General features: G+C 61.7%; 21 protein-coding genes and 1 tRNA gene. 19 read left to right on the forward strand and 3 right to left on the reverse strand.

Annotated features, from left to right (window positions below):
- Positions 1–38 precede the first annotated feature (38 nt).
- Positions 39–788, reverse strand: coding sequence for a cytochrome c biogenesis CcdA family protein (locus ABIE40_RS09170; protein WP_199629308.1), 750 nt, complete (start codon positions 786–788; stop codon positions 39–41).
- 196 nt (positions 789–984) lie between these two features.
- Here ABIE40_RS09170 and ABIE40_RS09175 point away from each other — a divergent pair.
- From ABIE40_RS09175 to ABIE40_RS09185, 3 genes are all read left to right on the forward strand, one after another.
- Positions 985–1,060, forward strand: a tRNA-Lys gene (locus tag ABIE40_RS09175).
- 217 nt (positions 1,061–1,277) lie between these two features.
- Positions 1,278–1,547 carry a hypothetical protein gene (locus ABIE40_RS09180; RefSeq protein WP_112711819.1) on the forward strand — a complete coding sequence of 90 codons (270 nt, stop codon included), beginning with the start codon at positions 1,278–1,280 and terminating at the stop codon, positions 1,545–1,547.
- Between the two features lie 151 nt (positions 1,548–1,698).
- Positions 1,699–2,022, forward strand: a complete 324-nt coding sequence (locus tag ABIE40_RS09185) for a hypothetical protein (protein ID WP_112711821.1) — start codon at positions 1,699–1,701, stop codon at positions 2,020–2,022.
- A 361-nt stretch (positions 2,023–2,383) separates the two neighbouring features.
- On the opposite strand, the gene ABIE40_RS09190 is transcribed toward ABIE40_RS09185, so the two are convergent.
- Complete coding sequence (locus ABIE40_RS09190) at positions 2,384–2,821, reverse strand: hypothetical protein (protein WP_112711823.1); 438 nt, start codon at positions 2,819–2,821, stop codon at positions 2,384–2,386.
- A gap of 205 nt (positions 2,822–3,026) precedes the next feature.
- Here ABIE40_RS09190 and ABIE40_RS09195 point away from each other — a divergent pair, with 205 nt between their 5' ends.
- The 6 genes from ABIE40_RS09195 (at position 3,027) to ABIE40_RS09220 (ending at position 7,713) form a co-directional block, all read left to right on the forward strand.
- The gene (locus ABIE40_RS09195) at positions 3,027–3,239 is read left to right on the forward strand and encodes a hypothetical protein (protein WP_112711825.1); all 213 of its coding nucleotides are present in this window, start codon (positions 3,027–3,029) and stop codon (positions 3,237–3,239) included.
- Positions 3,236–3,613, forward strand: coding sequence for a GFA family protein (locus ABIE40_RS09200; protein WP_199629307.1), 378 nt, complete (start codon positions 3,236–3,238; stop codon positions 3,611–3,613). Before ABIE40_RS09195 ends, ABIE40_RS09200 begins: the two co-directional genes overlap by 4 nt.
- 147 nt (positions 3,614–3,760) lie before the next feature.
- Positions 3,761–5,068, forward strand: coding sequence for an efflux RND transporter periplasmic adaptor subunit (locus ABIE40_RS09205; protein ID WP_199629306.1), 1,308 nt, complete (start codon positions 3,761–3,763; stop codon positions 5,066–5,068).
- 11 nt (positions 5,069–5,079) lie between these two features.
- Positions 5,080–5,796, forward strand: a complete 717-nt coding sequence (locus ABIE40_RS09210) for an ABC transporter ATP-binding protein (protein WP_199629450.1) — start codon at positions 5,080–5,082, stop codon at positions 5,794–5,796.
- Positions 5,786–6,994: an ABC transporter permease gene (locus ABIE40_RS09215; protein WP_199629305.1), complete on the forward strand. Its 1,209-nt coding sequence runs from the start codon at positions 5,786–5,788 to the stop codon at positions 6,992–6,994. The genes ABIE40_RS09210 and ABIE40_RS09215 overlap by 11 nt, the downstream gene beginning before the upstream one ends.
- 104 nt (positions 6,995–7,098) lie before the next feature.
- Positions 7,099–7,713, forward strand: a complete 615-nt coding sequence (locus ABIE40_RS09220) for a GntR family transcriptional regulator (RefSeq protein ID WP_112711831.1) — start codon at positions 7,099–7,101, stop codon at positions 7,711–7,713.
- 48 nt (positions 7,714–7,761) lie between these two features.
- Here the strand turns inward: ABIE40_RS09220 and ABIE40_RS09225 are convergent, their stop codons facing one another.
- The gene (locus tag ABIE40_RS09225; protein ID WP_199629304.1) at positions 7,762–8,574 is read right to left on the reverse strand and encodes a ferredoxin--NADP reductase; all 813 of its coding nucleotides are present in this window, start codon (positions 8,572–8,574) and stop codon (positions 7,762–7,764) included.
- Positions 8,575–8,820: 246 nt separating this feature from the next.
- Here ABIE40_RS09225 and pcsA point away from each other — a divergent pair, with 246 nt between their 5' ends.
- From pcsA to yjfF, 10 genes are all read left to right on the forward strand, one after another.
- A complete protein-coding gene (gene pcsA, locus ABIE40_RS09230) occupies positions 8,821–9,549 on the forward strand; it encodes a phosphatidylcholine synthase (protein ID WP_112711833.1) in 729 nt (242 codons plus the stop codon).
- Positions 9,550–9,559: 10 nt separating this feature from the next.
- The gene (locus tag ABIE40_RS09235; RefSeq protein WP_199629303.1) at positions 9,560–10,540 is read left to right on the forward strand and encodes a quinone oxidoreductase family protein; all 981 of its coding nucleotides are present in this window, start codon (positions 9,560–9,562) and stop codon (positions 10,538–10,540) included.
- Positions 10,541–10,586: 46 nt separating this feature from the next.
- Positions 10,587–12,161, forward strand: a complete 1,575-nt coding sequence (locus ABIE40_RS09240; RefSeq protein ID WP_199629302.1) for an ABC transporter ATP-binding protein — start codon at positions 10,587–10,589, stop codon at positions 12,159–12,161.
- A complete protein-coding gene (locus tag ABIE40_RS09245) occupies positions 12,151–13,236 on the forward strand; it encodes an ABC transporter permease (protein WP_199629301.1) in 1,086 nt (361 codons plus the stop codon). The genes ABIE40_RS09240 and ABIE40_RS09245 overlap by 11 nt, the downstream gene beginning before the upstream one ends.
- On the forward strand, positions 13,233–14,153 hold the full coding sequence (locus ABIE40_RS09250) for an ABC transporter permease (protein WP_199629300.1): 921 nt from the start codon (positions 13,233–13,235) through the stop codon (positions 14,151–14,153). Before ABIE40_RS09245 ends, ABIE40_RS09250 begins: the two co-directional genes overlap by 4 nt.
- A 54-nt stretch (positions 14,154–14,207) precedes the next feature.
- Positions 14,208–15,278: a BMP family ABC transporter substrate-binding protein gene (locus tag ABIE40_RS09255; protein ID WP_112711843.1), complete on the forward strand. Its 1,071-nt coding sequence runs from the start codon at positions 14,208–14,210 to the stop codon at positions 15,276–15,278.
- Positions 15,279–15,431: 153 nt separating this feature from the next.
- On the forward strand, positions 15,432–16,394 hold the full coding sequence (gene ytfQ, locus ABIE40_RS09260) for a galactofuranose ABC transporter, galactofuranose-binding protein YtfQ (RefSeq protein WP_112711845.1): 963 nt from the start codon (positions 15,432–15,434) through the stop codon (positions 16,392–16,394).
- Positions 16,395–16,514: 120 nt separating this feature from the next.
- The gene (gene ytfR / locus ABIE40_RS09265) at positions 16,515–18,038 is read left to right on the forward strand and encodes a galactofuranose ABC transporter, ATP-binding protein YtfR (RefSeq protein ID WP_199629299.1); all 1,524 of its coding nucleotides are present in this window, start codon (positions 16,515–16,517) and stop codon (positions 18,036–18,038) included.
- Complete coding sequence (locus ABIE40_RS09270; protein WP_112711849.1) at positions 18,035–19,063, forward strand: ABC transporter permease; 1,029 nt, start codon at positions 18,035–18,037, stop codon at positions 19,061–19,063. Before ytfR ends, ABIE40_RS09270 begins: the two co-directional genes overlap by 4 nt.
- Entirely contained in the window at positions 19,060–20,028 is a 969-nt protein-coding gene (gene yjfF / locus ABIE40_RS09275; protein WP_199629298.1) for a galactofuranose ABC transporter, permease protein YjfF, read from the forward strand. Before ABIE40_RS09270 ends, yjfF begins: the two co-directional genes overlap by 4 nt.
- The last annotated feature ends 19 nt before the right edge of the window (positions 20,029–20,047 follow it).

The raw sequence follows: 20,047 nt of genomic DNA on the forward strand, positions 1-20,047 counted from the left end.
GTCCGGGGCAAGTTGCAGAGCGGGCGAATGCTTACCGCTTAGCCGATCTGCATCAAGATTGGAAAGGTCTGCTGGAACCAGATCGCGGCTTGACTAATAAAGCCGAACATGAAGGCGAGGCCGGTGAGCACCAGAAGCCCGCCGAGAACCTTCTCGACGGTGCCGAGATGGCGACGAAAGCGCACCAGGAACCGCATGAAGGCGCCCGAGAAACCGGCTGCGATCCAGAAGGGAATGGCAAGGCCCAGCGAATAGATGGCAAGCAGCCCGGCGCCGGAACCGACCGTATCGCGCGACGCGGCGACGCCGAGGATCGCGCCGAGTACGGGGCCGATACAGGGCGTCCAGCCGAAGGCGAAGGCAAGACCCATGACATAGGCGCCGGTCAGCGTCGCCGGCTTGCCGCCATTCTGGAAGCGGGCCTCGCGCGCCAGCAATCCGATTCGGAACACGCCGAGGAAATTCAGGCCCATGATGATGATGATCAGGCCGCCGATCTTCGAGAGAATATCGAGATGCTGGCGGAGAGCCATGCCGATGCTGGAGGCACCCGCACCCAGCGCCACGAATACGGTCGCGAATCCGAGCGTGAAGAACAGCGCCGAGAAGAACACGCCGCGGCGCACATCGGGAGCCACGGCAACAGCCGTCCCGCCACGGAACTGATCGACGGAGATCCCGGCCATATAGCAGAGATAGGGCGGAACGAGCGGCAGAACGCAGGGGGAGAGGAAGGACAGAGCACCGGCGATCAGGGCGCTCCACAGGGAAATATCGGCAATCGACACGCATCTTCTCCGGCTGCAATCAGGCCGTTCTCTAGCGCTGCGGCCACGCGATTGCCAATCACCTTTTTGCGCTCCGGCAAGAAATGTGCCGAACGCCTGTGAAAGGCATGATTTTTCGGTTGACCGCAATGGGTCGCCTGCATATGTTCCGCGCACTTCCAGCCGGGGCGGCAAATCGCTGCCCATGGCACCGTGGGAGAGCGTAGCTCAGCCGGTAGAGCAACTGACTTTTAATCAGTAGGTCTCGGGTTCGAACCCCGACGCTCTCACCACTTTCTCCCAGTGATTTTCCGATTTGAGCAACCGGCAAAGACTGTTCCCGTTGCCTCTCTCTGCCAACTCGAATCGGCATTCTCCCGCTTTTTCCAAGGCTTAGCGCCCGCCGCATTCAGTCTTTTGCGGAACAATCACATTTCCCCCGCGTTAGCTGGCATCGACTGAATGATGCCATGCCCGGATCAGTATCCGGCTCAATATGCGGAGAATATCGTGAAGAAGCTTCTTGTTGCCTGTTTCATCGGTCTCGCCTCGATCACCGCGAGTGCCACGCCCTCCATGGCCGACAGTGTCACGGTGACGATCGGGGATAGTCATCATGGGGATCGCTGGAATCGCAGTCACCATAACGACTGGCGCCGCCATCACTACCGCTCGCGCCATCACGCGCGCCGCCACTGCAGTGTAAGGACGGTGCGCTACCATCGCCATGGCCGTGTGGTCTTCGCCAAGAAGCGCGTCTGCAGCTATTCACGCTGGTAATCGCCCGTGACTGAGGAAGAGCCCCGGTTCGCGCCGGGGCTTTGTCATGTCTGCGGGACGGCGTCGTTAATGCGGGATTAATCGCAATGATGCCATTGTTTCGATGTTTGAGTGCCACAGCGCGAAGCGCGGAAGCTCGACTGGAGAGACGATGAAGAAGATAACGAGTTCGATCTTGGCGGCGGTGATTGGTGCGAGCTGCCTGATTGCAGTGACGGACAACGCAGCCGCGGACGACTGGCGCCATCGGCGCCACTATGATCGCCACTATCACGACAATACCGGCGCAGCCATTGCCGGCGGCCTCGCTGCCGGCGTGATCGGTGGCATGATCGGCGGAGCCCTTGTCAACAACGGCCCACGTTATGTCGAGCCGCCGCCGCCCCCGCCGCCGCGTTGCTGGTTCGAGGACCGCCAGGTGGCCAACGCCTATGATGGCGGCTGGCATATGGAAAGTGTTCGCGTCTGCCGCTAAGGCCGGACGAAACCGGAAATGAAAAAGCGCGCCGTTGAGCGCGCTTTTTGTTTGCCGTCGATTATCGCGGTTCAGCGCCGCGGAAAGTCGTTCCAGTTGGATGCCCGTGCCTTGGCGACAACGGTCTGGGCCTCGCGGCCAAGGAACAATACGCTGAAGATTGCGACGATGGTGATGATATCCCACATGGCCTGACCCCTCGTTGGACGAGCCGTTCATCGGCAGCCGTCATGTTCCGGGTGCGACCGCCATCGCACTTGCGGATGGCCTTAATATGATCGAAGCCTAAGCTATCGCATATCGCGAGATTTCGGGATGCCCCGCCGCTAGCTTCGGCGAGGCACCGGCTCCTGGTCCCCCATCAACCCTTGAGCTTGGCATTGCAGAGGCTGTAATAGCCGCCGCCCTTCTGGATCCACTTCAGGCCGCCAAGCGAATTGTTGGCCTTGTCTTCGTTGTATGCATCGACGCAGGTATGCATGCGGGCCTTGCCGGGCTTTTCGCTGGCATATTTCGTCGAGATTGCGGTCGGGAACTTCACGCCCGAGGGGGCAGCCACTGTCGGTTTTTCGGGCTCTTCATTGGTGTTGAGAGAAACGTCGGGCTCGGCGGTTGCGTCAGCGCCGCATTGAGCCTTGCGGAAGTCGTTCCACTTCACGCCTTTTGCCGAGCCGTCCGCCTGCGCGGACTTATACTTGGCGCTGCATTCTTTCATTGTCAGCGCCGAGGCCGGTGTTGCCATGAAGGCCGTGGCGCCGAGAAAAGCAAGCGAGGTAAGCAGAAGTGCACGATTGAGCATTGGTCCATCCTCCGATTGTACCGTGTGCCCGTAAACTATCGGACCGGATGAAATTCTCAGTCAACGCGGCAATTTATCTCACCAACTATAAGTATAGTTCCATGATTACTTTCAGGTTGCATTCTGTTTCACGTTTTTCCGGTGGCCTTTCCATGATCGGTCGCCGCCCTAGATTGTAAATGCAGCGCGCAGGAGGGCTCTTTCGATGACCGGACATACGACTGACAGCAAGACCTCATCCCACAAGGTGATCCGTGGACGGCCCTACAGCATCGGCGAATTCGCGCGCAAATACCGCCTAGACGACGACGAGGCGAAGCGGCTGTTCGACAAGTTCGGTCCCTCAGCCACGGAGCTCGACTTGCTGATGGCGGCAAAGCGCAGGCCGCCGCAGCCGACGCCCGGCCTCGGCATGTGAGCGCGCTGCGTAGCGGCGGCTGTCTCTGCGGCGCCGTCCGCTACGAGATCAGAGGCGAGCCTCTGCAATCCGGTCTCTGCCATTGCGCCGATTGCCGCAAGGAAAGCGGCTCGCTGTTCTCCGCCTATGCGATATGGCCGCGCGCCGCCCTGACTTGTGCCGGTACCGTCTCCGTCTTTGCCGGGCGCAGCTTCTGTCCGCATTGCGGTGGTCGGCTGTTTTGCCTGACGGAAGAGAAAGCCGAGCTGCGGCTCGGCTCGCTCGATGGTCCTCCTGTTGGTATCGAGCCGGCACAGGAGGTCTGGATCATCAGGCGTGAGCGCTGGCTGCATCCCGTTGCCGGCGCGGCGCAATTTCCGGGCGATCCGGTTTGAAAAGCGGAGTTTTATTACCAAGATTTAATTGCACAATGCCCGCTTTCCGTGCCAATGCGGCGCTATCGCTAATCTCCGGTTCATCTACCCTGTGACTATCTAGGGATGAACGGAGCAGGTGCTCCCATATCTCTGTTTGAGGATTTTATGAGCGATTCCGAAACTGGAACCGGCCCGAAGACATCGCCCGCCAAGCATGCCGAAAACGATCTCGCGGCCGTTCTCGCCGCATCCGGCAAGCGCCGCAAATCCGGCCGCTGGCGGGGGAGACTGCTGGCCGCCGCCGCGATCGTCATCATCGGTGTCGGTGTCGCCTATTACTATTCCGGCCGCGGCGGCAACGAATACAGCTACACGACCCAGCCGGTGAAGCGCGGCGACCTGACGGTTCTCGTCACCGCCACCGGTTCGGTGCAGCCGACGGAGCAGGTCGATATTTCGAGCGAGCTTTCCGGCACGGTGCGCGACGTTAATGTCGACTATAACAGCACTGTAAAGGCGGGCGACGTGCTTGCCGTACTCGACACCAACAAGCTGGAAGCCGACGTCAAGAGCTCGCGCGCCAAGCTCGCTTCCGCGAAAGCCAATGTCACCAAGGCCGGTGCCGATCTCGAATCGGCTCGCACCTCGCTGGATCGCGTCAAAAACCTTGTCCAAAGCAACGTCACGACGCGCCAGAGCCTCGACGACGCGAGCTACAAGTTCGATTCCGCCGTCGCCACCAAAGAGATCAACGAAGCCGATGTTCTGTCGTCGGAAGCCGATCTGCAGCTTGCGGAAGTCAATCTCGCCAAGGCGAAAATCGTCTCGCCGATCGATGGCGTCATCCTGACGCGTTCGGTCGATCCGGGCGCAACCGTTGCAGCATCGCTCTCCGCACCTGTTCTCTTCGTCATCGGCGGCGACCTGAAGAAGATGGAGCTGCAGGTGGATGTCGATGAGGCCGATGTCGGCCAGATCGCGGTCGGCCAGAAGGCGACCTTCACCGTCGATGCCTATCCGGACCGGACGTTCCCCGCCGAGATCGAGCAGATCCGCTTCGCCTCGGAGACGACCAACAACGTCGTCACCTACAAGGCTGTGCTCTCTGTCGATAACGCCGACCTGCTGCTGCGCCCGGGCATGACGGCGACAGCCGACGTCACCGTCGAGGCCGTTAAGGACACGCTGATGGTGCCGAATGCCGCGCTGCGCTATGCCCCGCCGGAAACAGGCGCCGGCCGCAACCGCGGTATTTTCGGTCTCTTCCGTCCGCCCCGCATGGGACCGCGATCGGGCGCCGGTGGCGAAGCACTGACCGGCAACAAGCGCCGTGTCTGGGTACTGCGCGGCGAACGCCAGGTTCCACTCGTCATCCAGGTGGGCTCGTCGGATGGCCAGTTCACGCAGGTGACTTCGGGTGAGATCAAGGACGGCGATGCGCTCGTGACAGACGCCTCCGCCAGGACACGATAGGCGGGCGGATGATGAGCACTCCGCCGCTTTTGGAATTCCGGCAGGTGTCGAAGATCTACGGCGAGGGCGAAGCCGCGATCCGCGCCCTCGATCACGTCGATATGGCGATCGCCACCCATGAATTCGTCGCGATCATGGGTCCCTCGGGTTCCGGCAAGTCGACGGCGATGAACATTCTCGGCTGCCTCGATGTGCCGACTTCGGGCGACTATGTCTTCCAGGGCATCTCGACGACCGGGTTCGATCGCAGCCAGCTGACACTGCTACGCCGCCACATGCTGGGCTTCGTCTTCCAGGGCTTCAATCTTCTGTCGCGCACCTCGGCGCTCGAAAATGTCGAGCTGCCGCTGATCTATCGCGGCATGCATGCCGCGGAGCGTCACAAGCGCGCCCGCGAAGCGCTGAAGCTCGTCGGCCTCTCGGGCCGCGAACATCACAAGACGCAGGAGCTCTCCGGTGGCCAGCAGCAGCGCGTCGCAATCGCCCGCGCCATCGTCACCGAGCCGGCACTGTTGCTCGCTGACGAGCCGACGGGCAATCTCGATACCAAGACCAGCATTGAGATCATGGATCTGATGACGCGTCTGAACCGGGAACAGGGCATCACCATCGTCATGGTCACCCACGAGCCCGATATTGCCGGGTATGCCCAGCGCCTGCTGCGCTTCGTCGATGGCAAGCTGGAAGCCGAAGTGGCGCATAGGCAGGAGGCCAGCCATGTTTCTTGAGACGCTGAAGCTCGCGCTGCGTGCCATCACCCGCAACATGCTGCGATCCTTCCTGACCGTGCTCGGCGTCGTCATCGGCGTTGCCGCCGTCATCGCGCTGGTGACGATCGGCAATGGCACGACGGCGCAGGTATCGGCCGAGCTCTCGCGGCTCGGCACCAACATGCTCTTTGCCCGGCCAGGCCAGTTCGGCCCCGGCCGCGCCAGCACCGAGGCCCGGCGCTTCACGGTCAAGGATGTCGATGCGATCCGTGATCAGGTGAGTGGCCTGCGCGCCGTCGCGCCGCTCAACCAGACGACCGCGACGGTCATCTACGGCGGCCAGAGCCATTCGACGAGCGTCATGGGCACGACCAACGACTATTTCATCGCCCAGGATTGGGACATGGCGCTCGGCCGCACCTTCGATGCCGCCGAGGAAAGGGGCAGGGCGCGCTGTATCCTTGGCGAGACCGTGCGTTCGCAGCTCTTCGGCGCAGCCGATCCGACCGGCCAGCAGATCCGCGTCGGCAAGGTTTCCTGCAGCGTCATCGGCGTTCTCGCCAAGCGCGGTCAGTCGGGCATGGGTAATGACCAGGACGACGTGGTGATCATGCCGGTGAAGGTCTATCAGCGCCGGATCGGCGGCAAGGCCAATGCGAATGTGCAGATGATCGTCATCTCGGCGCGCGATGGTGTCGAGACCTCCAAGATCCAGGACGAGACCGAAAACCTGCTGCGCGAGCGCCGCAAGATCATTCCAGGCCGCGAGGACGATTTCAACGTCAACGACATGACGCAGATCGCCGAAGCGATGACCGGAACGACGACGCTGCTGACCGGCCTGCTCGGCGCCGTTGCCGCCATCAGTCTGCTGGTCGGCGGCATCGGCATCATGAACATCATGCTGGTATCGGTGACGGAGCGAACCCGCGAGATCGGCATACGTCTCGCGATCGGCGCGCTGGAGACGCAGGTTCTCATGCAGTTCCTTGTCGAGGCCGTTGCGCTGTCCTTGTTCGGCGGCATTACCGGTATCGTGCTCGGCATGGGCATCGGCTTCGTTTCGGTGACGCTGCTGAAGGTGCCCTTCGTCGTCAGCCCGCTGATGATCGGCGTCGCCTTCGCCTTCTCGGCTGCGATCGGCATGATCTTCGGCTATTTTCCGGCCCGGCGTGCTGCCCAGCTGAACCCGATTGAGGCACTGCGTCACGAGTGACCTGAAGTCACCGCTCTTTGATATGTCATCCCCACACCCAACCTTGCCATTGCGCCGGATGCGTGTAAGGGATGATATATCAGTAAGTTGCGGCGGATCACCGAATGCAGAACTCGCAAAGTCACCAATCCTACCTGGCGCTTGAACATGCGATCGTGACGCTCGCTGTGAAGCCCGGTGCCATGGTGACGGAGCGCCAGCTGATCGACATGACCGGCCACGGCCGCACGCCGGTGCGCGAGGCGATCCAGAAGCTCGCCTGGCAGGGCCTGATCATCGTGCGCCCGCGCGTCGGCCTGCAGATTGCCGAGATCGGCCCTGACGACCACGCCAGCGTCATGCAGGTGCGCCGCGAGCTGGAGCCGATTGCCGCGGCCCTCGTTGCCGAACACGCGAACGAGGATCAGCGCGAGGCGCTGGCCGGCTGCGAGAACGCCATGCGGGCCTGCGCCGACAGCGGCGATCTCGCCGCCTTCTTCGCCGCCGACAAGGCGTTCGACGAAGTGCTGGAAGAGGCCTGCCCGAACCAGTTCATCACGGCGGCGCTCGGCCCGGTACAGACCCATTCGCGCCGCATCTGGTACTCGACCGCAAACCCGTCCCGCATGGAGCGCTCGATCGCGCTGCATGTCGCAACGATCGAGGCGATCCGCGAGGGACGCACTGACGCCGCCCGTGACACGATGACCGTACTCATCGACTATCTCAGCCAGAAATGAAAACGGCCCCGTTTCCGGAGCCGTTTGCAATCGGATTGTCTGGAACGATCAGCCGACAAAGGCGCGTTCGATGACGAACTCGGCCGGCTTGCTGTTGGCGCCTTCTTCCAGGCCCGCCTTTTCGAGCAGTTCCTTGGTGTCCTTCAGCATGGCCGAGGAGCCGCAGATCATGCCGCGGTCGATCGCCGGATCGATCGGCGGGATGCCGAGATCGGTGAACAGCTTGCCGGACTCGATAAGGTCGGTGATGCGGCCGGTGCGCTCGAAATCCTCGCGGGTCACGGTCGCATAGTGGCGCAGCTTGTCGCCGACGATTTCGCTCAGCAGTTCGTCGTTGCGGATTTCATCGATAAGGTCGAAGCCGTATTTCAGCTCCGCGACGTCGCGGGTCGTATGCGTGAGGATGACTTCCTCGAACTTCTCATAGGTCTCGGGATCGCGGATCAGGCTCGCGAAGGGTGCAATGCCGGTGCCGGTCGAAAACATGTAGAGGCGTTTGCCGGGGGTCAGCGCGTCGAGGACCAGCGTGCCGGTCGGCTTCTTGCGCATCAGCACCTGATCGCCCGGCTTGATGCCCTGCAGATGTGAGGTCAGCGGGCCATCGGGAACCTTGATCGAGAAGAATTCGAGCTCTTCGGCCCAGGCCGGGCTTGCGATCGAATAGGCGCGGAATACCGGCTTGCCCTCGACCATCAGGCCGATCATCGCGAACTCGCCCGAGCGGAAACGGAAGCCCTGCGGCCGGGTCATCGTGAAGCGGAAGAGCCGGTCGGTATAATGGGTCACGCTCAGCACCGTTTCGGCATAGACGTTTGCCGGAATGGAGGAGGCGAAATCTTCGGTCTTTGCAGGGGCGTTCATTTCGGTATCGGATCCCGTATTCATCGCACGAAAGTTCTATTGCGAGGCTGATATTACAAAACCACCGCAAATTAAAGGCAATCCATTCTCTGCCGCGTGCCAGCTGCGAAATATGCATGTCATTCTCATGATTCAATGCTCTGTGGGCTGTTTTCGCTTTTGATCTGGCGGAGCGGGGCAAAGGATGCATATTAGGGCCAAAACGCGCCCGGGAGTATCAGGGGGCGGCAGGCGCTACGGGGAAACATGAAGATTTTCAATTACAAGCGCGTACCCTACGCGGAGATGCGCGCCTTTTCCGTCCATATTCTGACGGCTTCCGGCTCCTTTCTGGCCTTCCTCGGCGTTGTGGCCGCCGCCGAGCATCGTTTCATCGACATGTTCTGGTGGCTGGGCCTGGCGCTCCTCGTCGACGGCATCGACGGCCCGATCGCCCGCAAGGTGCGGGTCAAGGAAGTGCTGCCGAACTGGTCGGGCGACACGCTCGACAACATCATCGACTATGTCACCTACGTGCTGCTACCAGCCTTCGCGCTCTATCAGAGTGGCATGATCGGCGAGCCCTGGTCTTTTGCCGCCGCCGGCATGATCGTCGTCTCGAGCGCCATCTATTATGCCGATATGGGTATGAAGACCGAGGAATACTTCTTCTCGGGCTTCCCCGTCGTTTGGAACATGATCGTCTTCACGCTCTTCGTCATGGATGCGAGCGCCATGACCGCGATGATCGTCGTCACGGTCTCGGTATTCCTGACGTTCCTGCCGATCAATTTCCTGCATCCGGTCCGCGTCAAGCGCCTGCGGCCGCTCAATCTCGGCGTCTTCTTTCTCTGGTCGGCGCTCGGCATCTATTCGCTACTGATGCATTTCGACATGCCGCATTGGGCGGTTGTCCTCTTCATCATCAGCGGTATCTATCTCTACTGCATCGGCGCCGTGCTGCAGTTCTTCCCGGCGCTTGGAAAGAGCGAATAGGACAGGCGCAATGGCAAAGACGCAGGCAGTCGCATTCACCCGCAATGGCGGCCCGGAGGTTCTTGACTATGTGGATGTCGATCTGCCGCCGCCCGGCGCCGGCGAGGTGCAGCTGAAGCATGCTGCGATCGGCCTGAACTTCATCGACGTCTATTTCCGCGACGGCACCTACAAGGCGCCGCATCTGCCCTTCGTCACCGGCAAGGAAGCCTCCGGCACCATCATCGCTGTCGGCCCGGGCGTGACCGGCTTTGCCGTCGGTGACCGGGTTGCCTATGCCAGCGCCGATGGCGCCTATAGCGTCGAGCGCAACATCGACACCAAGCATCTGGTCAAGGTGCCCGACGGCATCAGCCTCGAGACTGCAGCGGCGATGATGCTCAAGGGCATGACGGCCGAGTATCTGCTGAACCGCACCTTGAAGGTCGGGCCGGAAACCGTTCTGCTGTTCCACGCCGCTGCCGGCGGCGTCGGCCTGATCGCCGGTCAGTGGGCGAGGGCGCTCGGCGCTACCGTCATCGGTACGGCGGGATCGGACGACAAGGTCAAGCTGGCGCTCGAGCACGGTTACGATCACGTCATCAACTACAGGACCGAAAACTTCGTCGACAGGGTGAAGGAAATCACCGGCGGCAAGGGCGTCGATGTCGTCTACGACTCCATCGGCCGCGACACCTTCCCGCACTCGCTCGACTGCCTGAAGCCGCGCGGTCTCTTTGCCTCCTTCGGTCAATCCTCTGGCGGCATTGAGAATTTCACGCTTGCCGCACTCGCCCAGCGCGGCTCGCTCTTTGCCACCCGGCCGAAGCTCTTCAGCTACATTGCGACACCGCAAGAGCTTAAGGATTGTGCAAACGCGCTATTTGCTGTTGTGCTGAGCAACAAAGTGCGTATCAATATCAATCAAACATATCCGCTACGTGAGGTGGGACGGGCTCACACGGATCTGGAAGCAAGAAAAACGACTGGAACTACGCTGCTGATCCCATAGAGATTCCGTGAAAAAGGACGGATCGGCAGAGAGAAATGAGGGGAACGTGTCGTCATCCAATGCGCCGTCGTCGGGTGCGTTACTGTCGGTCCAGAAGCTGACCAAGCATTTCGGCAGCTTTGCTGCCTGCAATGAAATCGACCTCGATATAGCCCCCGGCGAAATCCATGCTCTGCTTGGAGAAAACGGTGCGGGAAAATCGACCCTGGTGAAAATGCTGTTCGGCGTGCTGGAGCCGACGGCTGGTCACATCCTCTGGGAAGGCAAGCCCGTCACCATCGGCTCCCCCGGCGAGGCCCGCAATCTCGGCGTCGGCATGGTCTTCCAGCACTTCTCGCTGTTCGAAGCGCTGACCGTTGCCGAAAATATCGCTCTCTCGCTCGCTGACACCATTCCGATCGGCAAGATCGCCGAAGAGGCACGCACGCTGTCGCGCGCCTACGGTCTGCCGCTCGACCCGCATGCGCATGTGGCCGACCTTTCGGTCGGCGAACGCCAGCGCATCGAGATCGTCCGCGCCCTGCTGCAGAACCCGAAGCTGATCATCCTCGACGAGCCGACTTCGGTGCTGACGCCGCAGGAAGCCGACAAGCTGTTCGAGACACTCTTCAAGCTGAAGGCCGAGGGCCGCTCCGTTCTCTATATCAGCCACCGACTCGAGGAGGTGCAGCGCATCTGCGACCGCGCCACCGTTCTTCGCCACGGCAAGGTGACCGGCGCCTGCGATCCGAAGCAGGAAACCCCGGCGTCGCTGGCCCGCATGATGGTCGGCAGCGATGTCGCGGCCGTCACCCATCCCGACCGCGGCAACAAGGGTGAAGTCCAGCTCGCGGTAACCGGCCTTTCGGTCTCTGCGCGTACTCCCTTCGCCATGCCGCTCAAGGACGTCTCGTTGGCTGTCCGCTCAGGCGAAATCCTGGCGATCGCCGGCGTCGCCGGCAATGGCCAAAGCGAACTCTTCGATGCGCTCTCCGGCGAATATCCCGTTGCCGAGCCGAACGCGGTGATGATCCGCGCAAAACCGGTCGGTACGCTCGGCATCACCGCTCGCCGTCTTCTCGGCGCCGGTTTCGTCCCGGAAGAACGCCACGGCCACGCCGCCGTCTCGGCCATGAAGCTCTCTGACAATCTGGTGCTGGCGCGCAGCCAGTCGGATCGCAAGTCCTTCCTTGGCGGCGGCTTCCTCGGTGTCATCAAGCACGGCGCGGTCAAGGCCGCCGCGCGGCGCATCTCCGAAGCCATGGATGTCCGCAAGAGCGGCGACGATCCGACAGCCGGATCGCTGTCGGGCGGTAACCTGCAGAAGTTCATCGTCGGCCGCGAACTCGATCGCCAGCCGGCCGTCCTCGTCGTCAACCAGCCGACCTGGGGTGTCGATGCCGGTGCGGCAAGCCGCATCCGTCAGGCGCTCGTCGATCTGGCCCGCTCCGGTTCCGCCGTCGTCGTCATCAGCCAGGATCTCGACGAGATCTTCGAAGTCGCGACCGAGATCGCCGTCATCTCCGAAGGGCGTCTGTCGCCGCCATTCCCGTCGGGCGAGCTGACCCGCGAAAAGATCGGCCTGCTCATGGGCGGCCTGCATGAAAGCAAGCCCGCTGCGGAGGCCGGACATGCGCATTGAACTCGAAAAGCGTCCGCAGGTCTCGAAGCTCTATGCCTTCGTCTCGCCGCTGCTCGCGCTGGCCCTGACGCTGATTGCCGGCGCCATCATGTTCGTCATTCTCGGCAAGGACCCGATCGAGGCGCTCGACGCCTTCTTCATCGAGCCGCTGCTCGAAGTCTGGTCGCTGCACGAGCTGGCGATCAAGGCCGCACCGCTGATCCTGATCGCCGTCGGTCTTTCGGTCTGTTACCGCTCCAACAACTGGAACATCGGCGCCGAAGGCCAGTTCACGGTTGGCGCGATCACCGGTTCGATCCTGCCGATCGTCTTCACCGAATGGCATTCGCCGATGGTGCTGCCGCTGATGCTGATCATGGGCGCGATCGGCGGGGCGCTGTTTGCAGCAATCCCGGCGCTGCTCAAGGCGCATTTCAACACCAACGAGATCCTGACGTCGCTGATGCTGGTCTATATCGCCCAGCTCTTTCTCGACTGGTTGATCCGCGGCCGTTGGCGCAATCCGCAGGGCTTCAATTTCCCTGAAAGCGTCGGCTTTCCGCCTGACGCGACGCTTCCGGCGATCTGGGAAGAGTCCGGCCGCGCGCATTGGGCCTTCATCTTCGCGATCGTTGCCGCGATCCTCGTCTGGTTCATGATGAAATACACGCTGAAGGGCTTCGAGATTGTCGTCCTCGGCCAGTCGGAGCGGGCAGGGCGCTTCGCCGGCTTCTCCTCGAAGCGGATGATCTGGTTCGGCTTCCTGTTTTCGGGCGCTCTGGCAGGTCTCGCGGGCATTTCCGAAGTCTCCGGTTCGATCGGCCACCTGCAGCCGGCGATCTCGCCGGGCTACGGCTTTACGGCGATCATCGTCGCCTTCCTCGGTCGCCTCAATCCGCTCGGCATCGTCCTCTCCGGCCTGGTGCTGGCGCTGACCTATCTCGGCGGCGAGGCAGCGCAGCTGTCGATCGGCGTCTCGGACAAGGTTACGCGCGTCTTCCAGGGCCTGCTGCTGTTCTTCGTGCTCTCCTGCGACACGCTCATCTACTACAAGATCCGCATCATCTGGTCGCGGGTTCGGGGAGGCGCGGCATGAGCATCTTCGAAGCAATCCTGCTGACGGTCATCACCGCCTCCACGCCGCTCGTCATCGCCGCACTGGGCGAACTCGTGGCCGAGCGTTCTGGCGTCCTCAACCTCGGTGTCGAGGGCATGATGATCATGGGCGCCGTCGCTGCCTTCGCCGGTGCGCAGATGAGCGGCTCTCCCTATGTCGGCCTGATCTGCGGTATCGCAGCGGGCGCGCTGTTTTCGCTGCTCTTCGGCTTCCTGACGCTGACGCTGGTCGCAAACCAGGTGGCGACGGGGCTGGCGCTCACCATTCTCGGCCTCGGCGTGTCAGGCATGCTCGGCGAATCCTTCGTCAGCGTTCCCGGCATTCGGCTGAGCCCGATCGTCTTCCCGTTCCTGTCGGATATTCCGGTGATCGGCTCGGTGCTGTTCCGCCAGGACCTGACCTTCTACCTGTCGATCGCGCTCTTGGTCGGCGTCAGCTGGTTCCTGTTCCGCAGCCGCGCCGGGCTCAAGCTGCGCGCCATCGGCGACAATCACGCCTCGGCCCATGCGCTCGGCATCAACGTTATCCGCACGCGCTACCTCGCCGTCATCTTCGGCGGCGCCTGCGCCGGTCTTGCCGGCGCGCAGCTGTCGCTCGTCTATACGCCGCAATGGGTGGAGAACATGTCGTCGGGCCGCGGCTGGATCACGCTGGCACTCGTCGTCTTCGCCTCCTGGCGTCCGCTGCGTGTCTTCGCCGGCGGCTATCTGTTCGGCGCCGTCACCATCCTGCAGCTGCATGCCCAGGCCTTCGGCATCGGCATTCCTGCACAGTTCCTGTCGATGCTGCCCTATGCGGCCACTATTGTGGTTCTCATCATCATTTCTCATAATCGGCGCACGACGTTGATCAATACGCCCGCGTCGCTTGGAAAAGCCTTCGTACCGGAGCGATAGAAGAAAAAATCAGACGGGTTTCCGGAAATCTCTTCAAAACCAACAGGGGTCACCATGAAGAAAATAGCACTCGCACTCGCCGCATCGGCTGCCGCGCTGATCAGCGTCGGTTCCGCTCAGGCGGCGGACAAGACCAAGATCTGCTTCGTCTATGTCGGTTCGCACACCGACGGCGGCTACTCGCAGGCACACGATCTCGGCCGCCAGCAGATCCAGAAGGAATTCGGCGACAAGATCGAAACGCCTTACCTCGAAAACGTGCCGGAAGGCCCGGACGCCGAGCGCGCCATCGAGCGTCTCGCCCGCTCCGGCTGCAAGCTGATCTTCACCACCTCCTTCGGCTTCATGGATGCGACCGTCAAGGTTGCCGCCAAGTTCCCGAACGTGAAGTTCGAGCATGGCACCGGCTACAAGACCGGCCCGAATCTCGCGACCTACAACTCGCGCTTCTACGAAGGCCGCTACATCCTCGGCCAGATCGCTGCCAAGACCTCGAAGAACCACGGTGCTGCCTACATCGCCTCCTTCCCGATTCCTGAAGTCGTGATGGGCATCAACTCCTTCGAGCAGGGCGCCAAGTCCGTCGACCCGAGCTTCAAGCTGAAGGTCATCTGGGTCAACACCTGGTTCGACCCGGGCAAGGAAGCCGATGCCGCCAAGGCGATGATCGACCAGGGCGTCGACGTCCTGACGCAGCACACCGACACGACCGCGCCGATGCAGGTTGCCGAAGAGCGCGGCATTCACGCTTTCGGTCAGGCCTCCGACATGATCGCAGCCGGCCCGAAGGCACAGCTGACGGCGATCGTCGACACCTGGGGCAACTACTACTCCAAGCGCGTTCACGCGCTGCTCGACGGCACCTGGAAGTCCGAGCAGAGCTGGGATGGCCTGAAGGACGGCATCTTGAAGATGGCCGACTACACCAACATGCCTGACGACGTGAAGAAGATGGCGCAGGATACCGAAGCCAAGATCAAGTCCGGCGAACTGCATCCCTTCACCGGCCCGATCAACAAGCAGGACGGTACGCCCTGGCTGAAGGCCGGCGAGAAGGCTGATGACGGCACGCTGCTCGGCATGAACTTCTACGTCGAAGGCGTCGACGACAAGCTGCCGCAATAATATCCGGCCGCAACTTTTGCGATTGCGAAAGGCGCTCCGAAGGGGGCGCCTTTTTTGCTGCACTGCATGCTAGAATTACGATTTACAAAAGTAATACTATATGATTTTTTGACTCTCGTGCCGCGAGGAGGCGGCCTTTTGGGAGAGACAATCATGAAACTGAAAACTGCACTCTTGAGTGCCACGATTCTGGCTGCCTGCATGTTCGGTTCGGCCCAGGCCGCCGGTCTCGTTGTCGGCTTTTCGCAGATCGGCTCGGAATCGGGCTGGCGCGCTGCCGAAACGACCGTGACCAAGCAGCAGGCCGAGAAGCGCGGCATCGATCTCAAGTTCTCCGATGCTCAGCAGAAGCAGGAAAACCAGATCAAGGCGATCCGCTCCTTCATCGCCCAGGGCGTCAATGCCATCCTGCTCGCACCTGTTGTCGAAACCGGCTGGGATGCCGTCCTGAAGGAAGCCAAGGAAGCCGATATCCCGGTCATCCTGCTCGACCGCACGATCAAGGCGCCTGAAGATCTCTATCTCACCGCCGTGACCTCGGATCAGGTCCATGAAGGCAAGGTTGCCGGCGACTGGCTGGTCAAGACCGTCGGCGACAAGAAGTGCAACATCGTCGAGCTTCAGGGCACGACGGGTTCTTCGCCGGCCATCGCCCGCAAGAAGGGCTTCGAGGAAGCCATCAAGGGCCATGACAACTTGAAGATCGTCCGCAGCCAGACCGGCGACTTCACCCGCGCCAAGGGCAAGGAAGTCATGGAAAGCTTCCTGAAGGCGGAGAACGGCGGCAAGGATATCTGCGCCCTCTACGCCCATAACGACGACATGGCCGTCGGCGCCATCCAGGCGATCAAGGAAGCCGGCTTGAAGCCGGGCAAGGACATCCTGACGATCTCGATCGACTCCGTTCCCGATCTCTTCAAGGCGATGGCTGACGGCGAGGCGAACGCCACAGTCGAGCTGACGCCGAACATGGCCGGTCCGGCCTTCGATGCGCTCGATGCGTATCTGAAGGACAAGAAGGCACCGCCGAAGTGGATCCAGACGGAATCCAAGCTCTACACGCAGGCCGACGATCCGATGAAGGTCTACGAGGAGAAGAAGGGTCAGGGCTACTGATTTGACGCTGGAACCGCACCGGCCCATCATGGACCGGTGCGGGACTGCCTCTGCGTGCGGGACGTCATGTCCCGCATTTGCAACGGCATGACGGGGTGCATATCAGGAAACGGCCGGACCATGATTCACGATTTCGAGAACGTCCTCGTCGCATCAGGCATATCGAAATTCTTCCCCGGCGCAGTCGCGCTGGACAAGGTGGATTTCACTCTGCGCAAGGGCGAAGTGCATGCGCTGCTCGGCGAAAACGGAGCAGGCAAATCGACACTCATCAAATGCATGACGGGCGCCTATCGCCGTGACGGCGGCGGCCTGACGCTCGATGGCGGTGACATCGATCCGAACGATACGCTCGCCGCCCAGCGGCTTGGCATCGGCACCGTGTACCAGGAGGTCAACCTCCTTCCCAATCTCAGCGTTGCCGAGAACCTGTTCCTTGGCCGCCAGCCGCGGCGCTTCGGCGTGGTCGACATCCGCACCATGAACCGGCAGGCGCGCGAGCTGCTCGCCCAATATGGGCTGACGATAGATGTGACCGCACAGCTCGACCGCTTCTCGGTCGCCGTGCAGCAGGTCATCGCCATCGCCCGGGCCGTGGATCTCTCCGGCAAGGTCCTGATCCTCGACGAGCCCACCGCCAGCCTCGATACGCAGGAAGTGGCGATGCTCTTCGGTATCATCAAAAGCTTGAAAGAGAGGGGGCTAGGCATTGTTTTCATTACACACTTCCTTGAGCAGGTCTATGAGATCAGCGACCGCATAACGGTGCTGCGCAACGGCCGCCTTGTCGGCACGCGCGACACCGCCGAGCTGCCGCGACAGGGCCTTATTGCCATGATGCTCGGCCGCGAGCTCGCCCATGCCGAGGAAGCGGCCAAGGAACGCAGCACCGAGGCCGGCGTGGTGAAGTACCGCTTCGAAGGCTATGGCAAGCGCGGCAAGGTGAAGCCCTTCGATCTCGAAGTCCGCGTCGGCGAAGTCGTCGGTGTCGCCGGCCTCCTGGGTTCCGGGCGCACGGAGACGGCCGAACTGCTCTTCGGCATCGAGAATGCCGATAGCGGCAAGGCGGAGATCGACGGCAAGCCCGTTGCGCTCAACAGCCCGCGGGCCGCAATCCGCCAGGGCTTCGGCTTCTGCCCGGAGGACCGCAAGACCGACGGTATCATCGGCGATCTCTCGATCCGCGAGAATATCGCGCTGGCGCTGCAGGCCCGCCGCGGCTGGGCAAGGCCGCTCTCCCGCAGCGAACAGAACGCCCTGGCCGACCAGTACATCAAGGCGCTGGATATCCGCACCACCGACCGCGAGAAGCCGATCCGGCTCTTATCGGGCGGCAATCAGCAGAAGGCCATCCTGGCCCGCTGGCTCGCCACCAATCCAGACTTCCTGATCCTTGATGAACCGACCCGCGGCATCGATGTCGGGGCGCATGCCGAGATCATCCGGCTGATCGAGGAGCTCTGTGCCAAGGGCATGTCGCTGGTGGTGATTTCGTCGGAATTAGAAGAGCTTGTCGCCTATAGTTCACGTGTCATCGTACTTCGTGACCGCGAGCATATCGCTGAGCTTTCAGGCAATAGCATTACCGCCTCGGGCATCGTCGATGCCATCGCCGCGGCCGAGAAGAAGACGGAGGATGCATGAGTTCCTCTCTTAAGGCGCTCGCCATCCGCCTGGCGCCGCAATTGATTGCGCTTGTTGTCATTCTTTCATTGAATTTCATCATGTTCCCGCAATTTTTTAACGTCGTTGTTCAAAATGACCGGCTCTACGGCAGCCTCATTGACGTGCTGAACCGCGGCGCGCCCGTGGCGCTGCTGGCGATCGGCATGACGCTCGTCATCGCCACGAAGGGCATCGACCTCTCGGTCGGCGCCGTCATTGCCATCTGCGGCGCGGTCGCGGCCTCGTCGATCGTTTCGGGCAATTCGCTAGCCTACACGCTTGTCGTCACGCTTGCGGTCGGTTTGCTCTGTGGTGTCTGGAACGGCTTCCTCGTCGCCATCCTCAACATCCAGCCGATCATCGCCACGCTGGTGCTGATGGTCGCCGGGCGCGGCATCGCGCAGCTGATCACCGAAGGCGTGATCATGACCTTCAACGATCCAGGCCTGATCTTCTTCGGCAGCGGCTCCTTCGCCTATCTGCCGATGCCGGTCGTCATCTGGCTGCTCGTCGGCGCGATCGTCATCCTGCTGGTGCGCCGAACAGCGCTTGGCATGCTGGTCGAGGCCGTCGGCATCAACAGACGCGCCAGCACGCTCTCGGGGGTTCGTACCCCCGTGCTTTTGATGGCCGTCTATATGCTGAGCGCGCTATGCGCCGCGATCGCCGGCATCATCGTCGCCGCCGACATCAAGGGCGCCGATGCCAACAATGCCGGTCTGTGGCTGGAGCTCGACGCCATTCTGGCGGTGGTCGTCGGCGGCAATTCGCTGCTCGGCGGCCGCTTCAGCATCCTGGGGTCGCTGATCGGCGCGATGATCATTCAGGCGGTCAATACAGGTATCCTGCTTTCCGGCTTTCCGCCGGAGTTCAACCTGATCATCAAGGCGATCATCATTCTCGTCATTCTCATCATCCAGTCGCCGGCGCTGCAATCGGCAGCTGCCTTCTTCAGCCGCAAGCCGGCGGAGAGTGCGGGCGTGCGCGTGGAGCAGCCGAAATGAATTCCCGTTACCTGCCTCTGCTCGCCACGATCGTCATCTTCATCCTGTCCTATGCGGCCTGCGCGCTGCAATATCCGAACATGCTGTCGACCCGCGTCGCCGGTAATCTTCTGACCGACAACGCTTTCCTCGGCATCGCCGCCGTCGGCATGACCTTCGTCATCATCTCGGGCGGCATCGATCTATCGATCGGTTCGGTGATCGCCTTCACCGGCGTCTTCCTCGCCGTCGTCCTGCGTGACACGACCGTTCATCCGCTCGTTGCCTTCGCCATGGTGCTCGTCATCACCACCGCCTTTGGCGGCCTGATGGGCGCGGTCATCCATTACCTGAAGATGCCGCCCTTCATCGTCACGCTCGCTGGCATGTTCCTGGCCCGCGGCATGTCCTACGTGCTGTCGATCGACAGCATTCCGATCGAGCACGAATACTACACGACGCTGACCGGCATCTATTACCGCCTGCCGGGCGGCGGGCGTTTGACGCTGATCGGCGCCATTATGCTGATCGTCTTTGCGGCAGGCATCTTCCTCGCCCACCGCACCCGCTTCGGCACCAACGTCTACGCGCTTGGCGGCGGGGTTCAAACGGCAGAGTTGATGGGCGTTCCGGTGGCCAAGACCACCATCCAGATCTATGCGCTTTCGGGCTTTCTGGCGGGCCTATCCGGAATCGTTTTTTCTCTCTATACGTCGGCCGGTTATTCCCTTGCAGCGGTGGGCGTCGAGCTCGACGCCATCGCAGCGGTCGTCATCGGAGGGACGCTGCTGACTGGGGGTGCAGGATTCGTAGCGGGAACCTTTATCGGTCTCCTGATACAGGGGCTCATTCAGACATACATCACCTTCGACGGGACCCTGTCGAGCTGGTGGACGAAGATCTTGATCGGGCTTCTGCTCTTCGCATTCATCCTGATGCAGAAGGCCATTCTGTTCCTTTCCAGCCTGAACAAGAGGTATGCCTGACGGAGGACGTGTTGCTTGC

It is taken from the genome of Rhizobium sp. OAE497 (assembly GCF_040546565.1).
GTDB lineage: Bacteria > Pseudomonadota > Alphaproteobacteria > Rhizobiales > Rhizobiaceae > Rhizobium.

Bases quoted from the DNA above. Each gene is read 5' to 3' on its own strand.
- ABIE40_RS09185 (WP_112711821.1), top strand. From the start codon at position 1,699: ATGAAGAAGATAACGAGTTCGATCTTGGCGGCGGTGATTGGTGCGAGC.
- ABIE40_RS09190 (WP_112711823.1), bottom strand. From the start codon at position 2,821: ATGCTCAATCGTGCACTTCTGCTTACCTCGCTTGCTTTTCTCGGCGCC.
- ABIE40_RS09195 (WP_112711825.1), top strand. From the start codon at position 3,027: ATGACCGGACATACGACTGACAGCAAGACCTCATCCCACAAGGTGATC.
- ABIE40_RS09205 (WP_199629306.1), top strand. From the start codon at position 3,761: ATGAGCGATTCCGAAACTGGAACCGGCCCGAAGACATCGCCCGCCAAG.
- ABIE40_RS09210 (WP_199629450.1), top strand. From the start codon at position 5,080: ATGAGCACTCCGCCGCTTTTGGAATTCCGGCAGGTGTCGAAGATCTAC.
- ABIE40_RS09215 (WP_199629305.1), top strand. From the start codon at position 5,786: ATGTTTCTTGAGACGCTGAAGCTCGCGCTGCGTGCCATCACCCGCAAC.
- ABIE40_RS09220 (WP_112711831.1), top strand. From the start codon at position 7,099: ATGCAGAACTCGCAAAGTCACCAATCCTACCTGGCGCTTGAACATGCG.
- ABIE40_RS09225 (WP_199629304.1), bottom strand. From the start codon at position 8,574: ATGAACGCCCCTGCAAAGACCGAAGATTTCGCCTCCTCCATTCCGGCA.
- pcsA (WP_112711833.1), top strand. From the start codon at position 8,821: ATGAAGATTTTCAATTACAAGCGCGTACCCTACGCGGAGATGCGCGCC.
- ABIE40_RS09235 (WP_199629303.1), top strand. From the start codon at position 9,560: ATGGCAAAGACGCAGGCAGTCGCATTCACCCGCAATGGCGGCCCGGAG.
- ABIE40_RS09245 (WP_199629301.1), top strand. From the start codon at position 12,151: ATGCGCATTGAACTCGAAAAGCGTCCGCAGGTCTCGAAGCTCTATGCC.
- ABIE40_RS09250 (WP_199629300.1), top strand. From the start codon at position 13,233: ATGAGCATCTTCGAAGCAATCCTGCTGACGGTCATCACCGCCTCCACG.
- ABIE40_RS09255 (WP_112711843.1), top strand. From the start codon at position 14,208: ATGAAGAAAATAGCACTCGCACTCGCCGCATCGGCTGCCGCGCTGATC.
- ytfQ (WP_112711845.1), top strand. From the start codon at position 15,432: ATGAAACTGAAAACTGCACTCTTGAGTGCCACGATTCTGGCTGCCTGC.
- ytfR (WP_199629299.1), top strand. From the start codon at position 16,515: ATGATTCACGATTTCGAGAACGTCCTCGTCGCATCAGGCATATCGAAA.
- ABIE40_RS09270 (WP_112711849.1), top strand. From the start codon at position 18,035: ATGAGTTCCTCTCTTAAGGCGCTCGCCATCCGCCTGGCGCCGCAATTG.
- yjfF (WP_199629298.1), top strand. From the start codon at position 19,060: ATGAATTCCCGTTACCTGCCTCTGCTCGCCACGATCGTCATCTTCATC.